General features: G+C 59.1%; 9 protein-coding genes. 4 read left to right on the top strand and 5 right to left on the bottom strand.

All coding sequences use genetic code 11. From position 1 onward, the window contains the following. Positions 1-34 precede the first annotated feature (34 nt). The 4 genes from BMOU_RS01570 to BMOU_RS01555 all read right to left on the bottom strand — a co-directional run bounded on the left by BMOU_RS01570 (position 35) and on the right by BMOU_RS01555 (position 5648). Positions 35-1087, bottom strand: coding sequence for an acyltransferase family protein (locus tag BMOU_RS01570; protein WP_034874088.1), 1053 nt, complete (start codon positions 1085-1087; stop codon positions 35-37). 52 nt (positions 1088-1139) lie between these two features. Next, on the bottom strand, positions 1140-2846 hold the full coding sequence (locus BMOU_RS01565) for a GDSL-type esterase/lipase family protein (protein ID WP_034874086.1): 1707 nt from the start codon (positions 2844-2846) through the stop codon (positions 1140-1142). 1 nt (position 2847) lies between these two features. After that, complete coding sequence (locus tag BMOU_RS01560) at positions 2848-4527, bottom strand: hypothetical protein (protein ID WP_051428862.1); 1680 nt, start codon at positions 4525-4527, stop codon at positions 2848-2850. A gap of 128 nt (positions 4528-4655) precedes the next feature. Then, positions 4656-5648, bottom strand: coding sequence for a glycosyltransferase family 2 protein (locus BMOU_RS01555; RefSeq protein WP_034874084.1), 993 nt, complete (start codon positions 5646-5648; stop codon positions 4656-4658). A gap of 121 nt (positions 5649-5769) precedes the next feature. Between BMOU_RS01555 and BMOU_RS01550 the strand changes: the two genes are divergently transcribed. Together BMOU_RS01550 and BMOU_RS01545 are read left to right on the top strand one after the other, a co-directional pair. Beyond that, on the top strand, positions 5770-7212 hold the full coding sequence (locus tag BMOU_RS01550) for a CHAP domain-containing protein (protein WP_034874082.1): 1443 nt from the start codon (positions 5770-5772) through the stop codon (positions 7210-7212). Between the two features lie 67 nt (positions 7213-7279). Continuing rightward, positions 7280-8050, top strand: a complete 771-nt coding sequence (locus BMOU_RS01545; protein ID WP_034874080.1) for a leucine-rich repeat domain-containing protein — start codon at positions 7280-7282, stop codon at positions 8048-8050. A 24-nt stretch (positions 8051-8074) separates the two neighbouring features. Here the strand turns inward: BMOU_RS01545 and BMOU_RS01540 are convergent, their stop codons facing one another. Next, positions 8075-9844, bottom strand: a complete 1770-nt coding sequence (locus BMOU_RS01540) for a glycoside hydrolase family 25 protein (RefSeq protein WP_235143658.1) — start codon at positions 9842-9844, stop codon at positions 8075-8077. A 291-nt stretch (positions 9845-10135) separates the two neighbouring features. Between BMOU_RS01540 and BMOU_RS01535 the strand changes: the two genes are divergently transcribed. Together BMOU_RS01535 and BMOU_RS01530 are read left to right on the top strand one after the other, a co-directional pair. Next, positions 10136-11770, top strand: coding sequence for a sialate O-acetylesterase (locus BMOU_RS01535; RefSeq protein WP_235143635.1), 1635 nt, complete (start codon positions 10136-10138; stop codon positions 11768-11770). A 117-nt stretch (positions 11771-11887) separates the two neighbouring features. After that, a complete protein-coding gene (locus BMOU_RS01530; protein WP_034874076.1) occupies positions 11888-12751 on the top strand; it encodes a hypothetical protein in 864 nt (287 codons plus the stop codon). Positions 12752-12878: the final 127 nt, after the last annotated feature.

Here is a 12878-nt window from a genome sequence, read left to right as displayed (position 1 = left end):
CTGTTTTTTCTCCGGCCGCCCCTCGCAGCCTCGTTTACGCGGCGGATCGCCTGCGCTTCGCCAACTGTGGGTAGAACCACTCGTTGACCACCGGTACATAGTACAGCAGTGCCGCAAAGGCCAGATCGATCGGCAAGCGCACCGCAAAACTCGTCAGAGTCAACGGAATATGCGGCAGCAGGTCATGCAGCGCCCCCAAGTACGTCTGCCACGGCAGTACATCATCCTCAACAAGATGCACACATAAGATGGCGAGACTCGACCGCCCGGTCCAACTCAACGCCGTTCCCAAAGCGGGCACACGGTCGAGCAGTTTCGAGATGCCGACCACGCACAACGTTCCGGCAAGACTGCCGATCACCGCCTGTACCGGGCGGGTGCCGTAGTTGTTGATGGCCATGCTCATGCCGCCGAAACGGACGATGGCGACGATCCAGATCACGCCGGCAACGCCCCACAGCCACGGGAAGCGTTGCACATAGCCCAACAGGTCATGTCGCTTCGCCAAGTAGCCGACATACAGGAACGCGACCGCGCACATACCCGACTGCAGACTCCAAGGCAGCCACACATATTGGGCGGAAATGTAGCCGATCGCAAAGCTGGCCGCCACCCAGACCGGCGTATACGGCAGTTTGGCGAAAGCATGCAGCAACAGGTGTGCCCAGAACAACGCCAGCAGGAACCAGATCGCGCCGATGCGCAGTTCCACGGGCCACAACGTACGGTCGGAGGTGTCGCCATTCCCGTACAACACCGTCTCGCCCCAACGTTGCAGCATGTAGGCCCGGCCCTCATGGTTGATGGTCGCCATGCAGGTCACGCCGACCAGCACCGCCGCACCCGTCACCGCGTATGTGCACAGCAACTGCCTGGCCTCCTTAGCCCAGCGGAAGCTGCGTTCCGGGTGCATGAAATAGCCGGACAGTATGAAGAACAACGGCATGTGAAAGGAGAAGCAGACCGCCACCACCAGCTGCGCGGTGTGATGGGGGGTGAACAGATTCGCCTCAATGGCGCTGTGACCCAGAATCACGGCAAGAATGGCGATGCCCTTGGCTATGTCGAAGAAACGGATTCGTTGCATAGTGTACTCGGTCTTCTCCCTGCTCGGCCTACTGGCTTAGACTCCTCTTACCTTATAGACCGAGCAGCTGTCTCATGGCCCGCCACATCACATCCTGACCCATACGGTTCGGATGAATGCCGTCGGTATACAGCGCCTGCTGCGGCATGCCAGTGGTGCGACCGACCGTTTGGAATGCCGAATACAGCGAGGCATACTGCCATCCATGCCGTCCGCAGATCTGCTGCAGGGCTGCATTCTCCTGATACATGGTCAGGCTCCGGGGGTCCGACAACGTATCGATATTCGCGATCACATACACGTTCTGCGAGCCATAGCGGGCCGCAACCCTGTTCAGGTACGATTCCGCCGCGGCCGTGAAATCGTTGGCGTTCGAGAGCCTCAGCCGGTCGTTCGCACCGAGCATCACGATGGCCGCATCCTCGTGGCCGAGCGTGTCGTCACCGATGGAGTTGTACGCCGAATACGAGCCCTTGCCCGGAGCGCTGGCATTGGTCACCGACACGCCCCGGGATTCCAAGTAGTGTCTCAGACTGTTGACCGCCATGCGGGACTGCGACGACGGCTCGTAGTACGTGATCCCTTCCAGTTGGAACAGCTCCCGGGAAGTATACGGATACGTCTCATCGGAGCCGACACCGGCAGCGATGCTGTCACCCAGAATGCGCACCGAATGGTACTTTCCCTGCCGAATGCGCGTGCCGAAAACACCTGCGGAGGCCTGTACGGTATCCTGTGGTACCGCTGACGAACGGCGGGTATCGACCGCACCGGTGACGGTATTGAAATAGTAGTTCGCGCCGTTCACACTGTGCCAGCCATACAGCATCCTGCCGCTGGGCCAGTCATAGCACACATGCTTGCCGCCGACCCACTGCCAGCCATACTGCACGGCTCCGGTGTGGGGGTCCAACAGATACCAGGCTCCGTCAATCGGCTGCTCGCCATACAGCATCCAGCCCATACGGCGGTCGTAGAACACCCATTTCTGCTGCTTGGCATGGTAGACGAAGCCGTATTTGACCGCACCGGTCGTATCGTCGAAGTCATACCAGTGGCCGTTCACCGCATGCTGTCCATGTAGCATCTGGCCGGAAACCGGGTCGTAGCAGACCCACTTGCGCTGAGGGGCGTTGTAGTAGAAACCGTGGGTCATGGCACCGGTGCGTTCGTCGAAGTGGTACCAGCCGGTATGTGCGGCATCGTAGTTCACGAACCGTTCGCCGTATGCCATCTTGCCGGTGATCCAGTCGTAGTAGACCCATTTGCCGCCATTCGAGGGCACGAAGGTCATGCCCTTGGCCATGGCACCGGTGTAGCGGTCGAAGTAGTACCAGCCGCCATAGCGGCAATCCTCACCTTTGATCATGTGGCCATTGGCGTCATAACGCACCCATTTGCCGCCATTCGAACGCAGGAAGACGTCTTTGTTGCGGGCCATGGTGCCATCGCCATCGACCCAGTACCAATTGCCGTCCTGCCGGTCATAGATCTCCCGGGAACGGACCATCTCGCCGTTCTCGTAGTAATGCTGCCTACCCTGATCCCAACCGTTCTTCGATTCGGTCGGCGCGACCGCTTTGTCGGATTCGACCTGCTCGGACTGCTCGGGTTCGGCGGACGTGGTGGATTCGGCGGATACGGTCGGTTCCGGGGTCACTTCGGAATCGGCCTGCGCAATATGCGCACACAGGCCCGCCATGCCCATCGACATTGCAAAAAGAACGGTTCCAAGCACCTTAGCTTGTTTTCCACGCATGTCATGCCTCCGATTCATGCGAGTTCTCCGATATTACTGTACCCCGTACCGCAGCAGGCCTCGCAGCAAAACGACGTCGGTAGACGCCCCTGCTCCAAGCCACCATCGTTTGGATGCCATAGGCCGCCATAGGTATCAACAACAGGTAGAACGGCAATGTATAGATGCCCTTGGCCTCCCACAGCACATAGCATAGGAAGCCGCCGAGGAACGAGGCGCACAGCAGCACCTGTACGAATACCTTGTCGGCGTTGCCCTCCTCGTTACGGCTCCTGAACACAGCACGGGTCAGTGCGACGAGTCCGATGAATGCCAGTAGGTACATCACCGTCTGGGCCACATTCTCATATCGCAGCAGGATGTTCGATCCACGCCCCACCAGCAGGAAGGAGGCCAATCCGGAAAAATGATTCGACGAATCGCCAAGTTCGGAGTACAGCGACGTCATGAACGTGGGCTCGGCCCATTCCGACGCCAGTTTGGCGGTGAAGAAGCGAAGTCCCTCACTTGGATTGCCGAGAAGCTCGGCAAGGCGGTCCTTGACGAAGCCCGTGGAAATCTGCACCTGCTGCGCATAATCATTGCCGGTCTTCTCAAATGCATCCAGCGCGAACCTGCTCCACCAACCGGCGGGTGCGTTGCCCGGCTCCCCCAAACCAAGCGCAATCCAGGAAATCATCGGCATGCCCTTGCCGAAATCCTGACCGGTCCAATGCTGCACCAAACTGACGGGCAGTTTGGAAATCACAAAGGCCCCGCCTGCGGACGCGAAGGCGACGATCAGCTGCCAGAGACGGCGGTTACGCCATACCGCGAAGATCACGGCGAGAATTGCGGCAAGGATCACGATCTGATACGTGGATTTGAACACGATGCCGATGCCGCAAATCAGGAAGCCGGCCACAATCGTAAGCCCGCTGGTCCAGACCTTCTTCATATGGAACGCTTCGGCCACCACTGCGGCTCCTGCGATGGTGATGAAGAAGCCCACGGCGTTCGGGTATACGAATGCGGCGAACATCAACAACGGCGCACAGGTCGCCACCAGCACGGTGAATGCGCCATACCCCACCGCCTCAAGTCCAAGATGGGTGCCCAAACGCCACAGCACCGCCACCAAGGCCGTGATCGCGAGCGCACTGACGATTTGGAAGGCGAAGACGTTCTTTACGCCGAACAGGGCGAATATCAGCAGATACCAGAGCATCGGGCCGCTTTGGAACGGGTAGTACGAGAGGTACGTATATGCGCTTGGGTTACCTCTGCTTATGCATGTCGCCTCGGTGGCGCCAGGCGGGCAGAATTCCGGACTGAACTGGTTCAGGTTTCCTTTGAGAAGGGTATCGGCGGCATCCATCAAGCTCCAGGAATCCGGATACCGGTACGTGGTCAATCCCAATGAGGTGATCCAGATGATTTGCATGATGGTCACATAGGCCAGCAGCGCGACCAGCACCCAACGTTTCGGGAAGCGCGAGATTCCGGCCGCCAACAACGCCAGTACCACGAGCAGCGCCACGACTCCCAGCACGAATGGTATGGAGGGCAGCCCCAAATGGTAGCGCACACGTTCCGTGACATCGCCGAGTTCCGGCGTTTTTCGCTCGAACATGACGGTGAAGCAGATCGACAGCATCAGCAACACGGCAACGACCGCGGCCTGGAATCCCAGCGCCAGCACCGTCAGCCATCGAGGTGCCGTCTGCCAGAATGCCGATTGACGTTCAGCTACGGCGCGTGTGTTCCTCTCGTTCACTCAATAATCCCATCTTGCCTGAAAAAACATGAGAATGGCCTACCCCGGGCCATCTATAACGATTCCTCAATGATATAGCGCGGACGCGCCTTCACTTCCAGATAAATCTTGGCGATGTACTCGCCCGTCACACCAAGCGCCAACAGAATGAATCCGCCCAGGATCCACATCGAACACATCATGGAACCCCATCCCGCCACGGCATGGCCGGAAAACACCGAAACCAATGTGTATACCAGCATGATGACGCCCACGAGCACGGAGAATACGCCAAGTCCGGTAATCATGGTCAGCGGCTTGGTGGAGAACGACGTGACGCCTTCGATGGCGAAGGAGACCATCTTTTTCAGCGGGTATTTCGATTCGCCGGCCACACGGGTGCCGCGTTTGTAGAACACCTTTGCGGTCTTGAAACCCAGGGACGGCACCAGACCGCGCAGGAACAGGTTCGATTCCTTGTATTGCGACAGGGCCTGCAATGCCGCACGGCTCATCAGTCGGTAGTCGGCATGGTCGGGAACGGTTTCGGTGCCCAACCACTTCATCATTGAATAGAAGGCGTGGGCGGTTCCTCGCTTGAACGCGGTGTCGGTATCGCGGTTATCGCGCACGCCATATACGATTTCGGCGCCTTCGCGGTAGGCCGCCACCATGCCGTCGACGGCATTCGGATCATCCTGCAGGTCGGCATCCATGGAGACCGCGGCATCGACGTTCAATTGCAGTGCATGCATCAGGCCGGCGAACAGCGCATTCTGATGTCCGCGATTATGGGCGAGCTTCACCCCGTGGAAGATATTCGGCTGCTCACTGTGCAAAGCGGCGATCACATCCCACGTCTTGTCGGCGGAGCCGTCATCCACGAAAACGACCGAACTTTCGGAGGCGATCTGGCCGGCATCCTTCAAATCCTGTAGCTTGCTCTTCAGAACCCCTGCAGTGACGTGCAGCGCGGCTTCCTCGTTATAACAGGGAATCACGAACGCCATTACCGGCGCTTCCCGCAACCGGGCACACGTGTCGTAAGCATTCTCTTCATTCGTCATGCTTAATAGTGTATGACAGGCAGCCAACTCATGCGCTGGAAATCCCCGTGAATCCCCCTCCTGTTGTCATGCGACTACTATAGTATACCCCCTAAGGGAATAGGGAGGGGATTCACCACCAATGAACAAACGAACATTGATCATGGCCGGATTCATCGCCGTCACAGTGCTTCAGGGAATCAGCTATCCCGCAATCGCACTGGCCGATGAGCCGACCGCACCGCAGTCTTACTCAACATCGCAACCGGCCGGGGAGACCCAGTCCTCGGATGGCGTCCAAAACGACGGCGCATCTTCGGACGCATCGGATGGCGCGGCCTCTTCCCAAACCCCCATGCCAAGCCCGAAGACGACCCAGTCCGACACCACCGCACAGTCCGAGACCGAAGCGCAGTCGGATGTCGAAGCACAGTCCGAGGAGGCTTCCGGCAAATCGGCCGATCCCGGCACGACGGCCGACTCGAACAAGTCGACCGAGTCCGATCAGCCATCCGAGCCGGCCAAACCGGAGAACGGCTGGGACCAGAACAAGCAGCACTACTACGAGAACGGCACCATGGCCGTCAGCAAGGATGTGTTCATTCCCAACAGCTCGAACAACCGCAAGGAAGGCATATGGGTTCGTTTTGATCAGAACGGCAACCTGATCAAAGGCGAGAATTACCATAACGGCGGCTGGTACTACTTCGACACGACCACCGGAGCCATGGCCAAGGGCGTCAAATACATCTCCTCCAACGGCGGCAAGTGGGTGTACTACGACGTGATCACCGGCAAGATGGCCCATGGCGAAGCCTATCTGCACTACGACAAGGAACATACCGGCTGGTACTACTTCGACCAGTACACCGGCAAGATGGCCCATGATTTCGTATACATCCGGCAAACCAACAAGTGGGTGTACTACGACAGGATCACCGGCAAGATGCAGTACGGCGAGCACTGCATCAACGGCGGCTGGTATTACATGAAGCCGGTCACCGGCGCTCTGGCCAAGGGCAGAACCTGGCTGGCAAGCGGCAACAAGTGGGTGTACTACGACAAGATCACCAGCCGCATGGTTCACGGCGGCGCCATCATCGACGGCCACCACTACTTCTTCGACCCGTATACCGGCGCGCAGTACAGCAAGCAGCAAATCGCCAATCGCCTGGCATCATACGCACGCACCTATTCCAGCCAGCATCCCGACTGCCCGGGCGCCTTGGCCGCGAATGGCGGCCTCATCTGCCCGTTCGGCCCGTGCATGTCGTTCGTCTGGTACGTCTTCCATGCCGCAGGACTGGACGTATTCCTATGCGACGGCGCCAAAACCGGTTGGCCCCACCACAATTTCGACTGGTACAACTCCCGCGGCCGGGTCAGCAGCACCCCGCAGGTGGGCGACGTCGCCTTCTGGAAGTTCAGCGACTCCTGGGCCAGCAGCTACAGCGCCAGCCACGCAGGCATCGTAATCGCAGTGAACGGCGGCAATGTGGTGATTGTCGACGCGGCCTACGGCAACATCGGCGTACGTTCGGCCTACAGCGGCGCACGCTACGCCCATCCGTACTACGACGAGTGATTTTCCGAACCCGGTTCCACAACCGATTCGTAAGCATTCACATATCATCACAGCAAGGTGGTGGCACATGAAACGAGGCGTTCGCGCCGGCACATTGGCACTGATCGTGGTCCTGTCGTTTGCTCCGGCGGCATGTTCCACTCATGGCGGTGAAGCATCGCGGACGCCCACCTCCACCTCCACTCCGACGACGTTGGACGACACCAAAACCAACACGTCGGTGTCCAAGAGCTTCTCCGAAGTCGTACCCGACGAGGCATTGGCCTCCTGCCTTGCATCCATTCTCGACGCGTCCGGCAAAGCATTCCCCACCGCAAAGGCCGCAAAGCTCACATCCTTGGCCTTCACGCAATACGCGACCCAGTACCAGCCCTGCGGCAAAGACAATCTCAAGCATGTCACCACGCTGGAGGGGTTGCAGCATTTCACCGCGGTCACCGACTTGGATCTCAGTGAATTCAGCGCGCTGAAGAGCATCACACCGGTCACGTCGATGAGCTCACTGACGCAAATCAATCTGCAAGACACCGCCATCTCCGACATTTCGGCGCTTTCACGGCTCGCATCCCTAAGCAGCATCTCATTGCCGGTCCACGCCTGCAATCTGAAGGCCCTCGCCGGCCTGCAGCCGACCGCAGTGAATCTGCAATGCCCGACCGCCGATATCACGCCGTTGGATGGCAAGAAGACGCAAATCTACGTTCCCGAAACGTTCAGCCGCGATGCGGCGCAGGCATCGGCGCAAACCGGCAACACCATCGGCATCAGCCAGAAAGACGGTTCCTTCGAAATCCTCCAGCCAGGCGATGACGGTACGGTGACGTCCCGGAAAATCTGAGTCCGCCCACGGGATGCTCGATGCTCAGCCGCGGCCGGTGATCGTATCGAACGTGTGCCATGCCTTCCACTGCGGCACCCACGTACGGCCATGGGCCATGGCTCCGGTGACCTCATCGAAGTAATACCAGGCGCCGTTCTGCTTGTGCAGGCCTTTGACCATCTTGCCGGTGGAACGGTCGTAGCGCACCCACTTGCCGCCGTTCGAACGCAGATAGACATCTCCATACGTCATCGCGCCGGTGACCTTGTCGAACAGATACCAGCCGGCATGTTCCTTGTCGTAGTTCACATAGACCTCGCCGTAGGCCATTTTGCCGGTAGTCCAATCGTAGTAGACCTTTTTGCCGCCGCTGGACGGCACATACTGGATGCCCTTGGCCATGGCCCCGGTGGTCGTGTCGAAGTAGTACCAGCCGCCATAGCGGTAATCCTCGCCCTTGACCATATGGCCGTTGGAGTCATAACGGACCCATTTGCCGCCGTTCGAACGCAGGAATACGTCTTTGTCATGCGCCATGACGCCGTTCGAGTCGATCCAATACCAAGCGTTGCTGTCGGGATCGAAGATCTCCTTGCCCTTGGCATAGGTGCCGTCGGCATCCTGCCAGTATTTCTGACCGTTCCGCGTAACCCAATGGGCCGCAAGGTTCACGTATTCCCTATTGCCGAACGCATTCATGTCGACATTGCCGCTGATGCCGTTCACGTGACCGATGCTCGTATACTGCCAGCCACGGCTGTTCGCCGAATAGGAGAAGTTGGTGCGGGGACCGTAACTGGCCACCCACTTGGCCTTGGAACGAATGTTGCTGTGGTTGAGCGGACCGTTCAGATAGCTCGTATACGAGTACACGCCCAAATTGTTGTACCCGGCCGCCTGCAGGCGACCCCACCACGCATTCACGATGCTGTTGTATACATTCGGATCGGTCGGTACCTGATGGCCCGTCCACGTCCATCGTTCCAAGTCGTAATACACCGGGAAGGACAGGTCGTTCGGCGAGACGCCGGCCTTTTTGAGCAGCCCTACCAGATCATTGCCCTCTGCGGTGGCCGTGTTCGCATCATACGAATACGAGTACGTGTATATGCCGAACGGAATGCCAAGACGCTTGCATTCGCTGATATTGCGCAGCGCCGTCGTATCGAATCCGTTGTCCCAACCGTAGGAGATGCGGATGATTGCGCCCTCCACGCCATCGGCCTTCGCCTTGGCCCAATCGATATTGCCCTGCCATTGCGAAACGTCGATCACGCCCTTCGCCTGCTGCACGAACAGACTGCCTCCTGATTCGAAGAACGCCTTCGTATTGTTGTAGGAGCCCCAATATGCGCCATATTCGTTCGACGTGAATTGCGCCGGCGTCACTTTGCCGTCGGTGTTCGTCGAGGACTGTTCCTGCGACTGCCCCGAGGCATTGGCATCGTCGACTGACTCCTTCACATCGGAGGCGGCGACCGGGATGAAGGTTTCGCCATCGGTTTTCGCCAACGGATCGGGAGCCTGCTCCTCGGTGCCGACCAGTTCCGGATCGGTCACCGTCTCGCCGGTCTCGATGTTCTTGACGTCGCCTTCGGTGGTGACCGCCAGATTCTCGGATACCACAGTGGCGCTATCCGGAATGCTCTCATTCACCGAATCCGGTAATTGGGCCTGTGGATTATCGGGCATGGCATCTTCCGAAGACCCGCCCTGATCAGCCGGGACGATACCGGCATTCGCATTGCTGCCGGCAGCGGTATCAGTCGAATGGTCCATCAGCGCACTGGCCGGAACGGCGCCCACCAACATCAAGGCTACGGCGGCAGACACGGTCGCTACGATAGGAACGGCTCTCTTCAGCAAACTCACCGGCAGATCCTCTCAAAACATATCCCTGCATGGCTTCTTTCATTCAATCATCCCGCACCGTTTTTCGCATCAAATCCTCGCTCCGTCTACAGCATCGCCGCATAATCAGCCGCCGAACGCCGCGGCGGAACGATTTTGAAACTTATCGGCTATGCTCTACGATGTGGATTTCACCATTCACGAAAAGCGGAACCTACCTAGTGGAGTCCTCACCATACCGAAGGGGAAGTTGTGAACAGGAAGCGGCTAGTGCACATGCCGGTTGCGGTGGCTGCCGCCGTCGCCATCATCGTATCGATCATCTCCGGATGCGGAGGTGCGGCGCAATCCGCGGGATCGGCCACGCAATCCTCGGCACAGCACATATCCGTGACCCTGCCGTCATACTATGCCGAAAACATGGTCTTCCAGCGTGGCAAGCCGCTGGTCATCCAAGGTACGGCCACCGCCACAAGCGGTGACGCCGGCGGCAACGCCATCGACCAGTCCAAACTGTCCGCAACGCTCACGCGGGGCAAGACGACCGTGAACGCGACCGTGAACGTCAGGAACAGCGGGGCGTTCACATGCACGATGAAATCGTTGCAGGGCGGGCTCAAGCCATACCGGCTCACCATCACATACAACGGCGAGACCGTGTTCGATCTGGCGAAGGTGTATGTGGGAGACGTGTTCGTGGCGGCCGGGCAGTCGAATATGGAACTCAACTACACGCAGTACTACTCCTCCGGCGGCGACGCCAACTGGAATTGGGGCGGCGGACTCATCTCGCGCAACGATCTGCCGAAACTGCTCACCGATGAGAACGTGCATTTCGTGGTGGCCGAGCATAGCGTCGACAACACCGACTTCCCGCTGATCGACGCCAACAAGACCTCCGGCTGGCTTGCCGCCGATGGCACCAATTCGCAGCATCTGAGTTACCTGGCGCAGCAGTTCGCAATGCAGTTGCGCGCCAAAAGGGCCAACATACCGATCGGCATCATCCAAACCTCATGGGGCGGTACCGCAATCAGCCGCCATGTGCAGGGAGGCGACATCTACGCGAACCACATCGCGCCGCTGACCGGCTTCCGCGTGGCGGCCGTGCTGTGGTATCAAGGCTGCGACGACGCTGCGACGCTCAGCACCTCCCTGGACTACGAATCGCAGATGACCGCGCTGATCAACCAGTACCGCAAGGTGTTCGGCGAAAGCACCCTGCCATTCCTGTATGTGCAACTTGCGCGATGGTCAGGCTACCAATACATGCAGAACGTACGTCAGGGGCAGCTGCGCACGCTTGACAACGCGAATCTAAGCAACGGCACGAACGTGGCCATGACGGTCTCCATCGACACCGACAAAGGCACGTCGAAGGTGATCCATCCGCTCGGCAAAGACATTCTCGGCGCACGCATGGCCGCACAATACGAGGCCATGGTCGCCGGCGAGAGCGTGCCGTCCGGGCCGATCATCGAATCGGCGACGCGCAGCGCCGACAAGTCCGCGATCACACTGTCGTTCAAAGACGGCACTGCCGACAAACTGCGATCCATGAAGCCGAACTATTCGAAAAGTGCCACGGCGAGTGTGCCGGACTATGCCAAAACCCCGAATGCCACACCGCTGAACGGCATCGCGAACGTGGCTTCTCCCACCACCGATGCGCTGCAGGGCTTCGAAGTGGCCGACAACAAGGGCAACTGGACGTCGGTCACTGCCACAATCGCAGGCAGCCAGGTGCGGCTCACCTCCACCACGGCGACCATGGCCGACATGACGCAGGTACGTTATCTGTGGAGTGGCGACCCCAACTGCTCAAGCATCCTCTACAACGGCGACACCCTTCCGGCCAGCCCGTTCACGGTCGCAGTGCGAAATTAGTCATTTGCCGTACCGCCATCGGTTTTGCGACGAGGAAAATGCTCCTAGTATGTCGCAAGGGGACACTGCGCCGTCTTTCGTGCGCGAACAGGTCCGAAAACGTATAGAGAGGCACCAATGAAGAAGAGCATCGCAGCAATCGCAGTCGCGGGTATGCTGGCAATCGGCATGGTCTCGCTGCCGTCCGCAGCCATGGCCGATGAGACCGGCACCTCCGGCGAGACCGCACAGACCGATCCGAACATGACCACTTGCGGTGCGGATAAGCTCTGCAGCACGTTGCAGCATGTGAACCAGACCGGCCAGCAGCTCAAGACCGATCTTGACACCGCCAAGCAGCATGCCGAGCAGTTGCATCAGAACGCGCATGATGACGCCAACGCGCTGCGCCAGTACAGCGAACAGGCCTGGAAGAACTATCAGGAAGATCGCGAAGACGTCAAGAACGCGCTCGACGGCGCCTCCAAGCGCGGCCAGGAGATGCACGACATCCTGCATCAGGATGCGCAGGACACGCAGACCCACCTCAACCAGCTGCATAACGATCTGCAGGAGAGCCACACCGCACTGAAAACCCAGCACGATTCGCTCGTCGCGGCACGCCAGGAATGGCACAAGTCGTTCATTCAGGCGGTAAAGGATGCGCAGAATGATGCATCCGGAACCGATGCCACCTCCGGTACCGACTCCGCCGCAGGTAACGGCACGTCGGTTCAGACGGTTTCCGGCAGCGGTTCCGCCACCGCCGCCCAGGGGTCCGCCACCGACAACGGCGGCACGGCCAAGTCCGATACCACCGCGAGCGCATCGTCCGCGAATCAGACCAGTGCGGCCTCCGGCGCCGTGACCAAGTCGGAATACAATCAGCTGGCGCAAACCGGCATCGGCGTCTCCGCCGCCTGTGCGATCATCCTCGCATTGAGCGGTCTTGCCTACGCCGTCAAGATGTTCGTGCAGTACAAGCGCGAAACCGCCGAGTAATCCAAGCGATCCGGACATTTCGTCAAATCCGCAAGCCCAACGCAACGGCTCTTCACCAATACCGTGGTGAAGGGCCGTTTTGCTTGCCCTCGGTCTGACCACCACTATGTACGCTCGGGAGGCATTG

It is taken from the genome of Bifidobacterium moukalabense DSM 27321 (genome assembly GCF_000522505.1).
In the GTDB taxonomy this organism is placed as follows: domain Bacteria; phylum Actinomycetota; class Actinomycetes; order Actinomycetales; family Bifidobacteriaceae; genus Bifidobacterium; species Bifidobacterium moukalabense.
The sequence above is the reverse complement of the archived record's forward strand: the minus strand, read 5'-3'. Positions and strand labels throughout refer to the sequence as shown.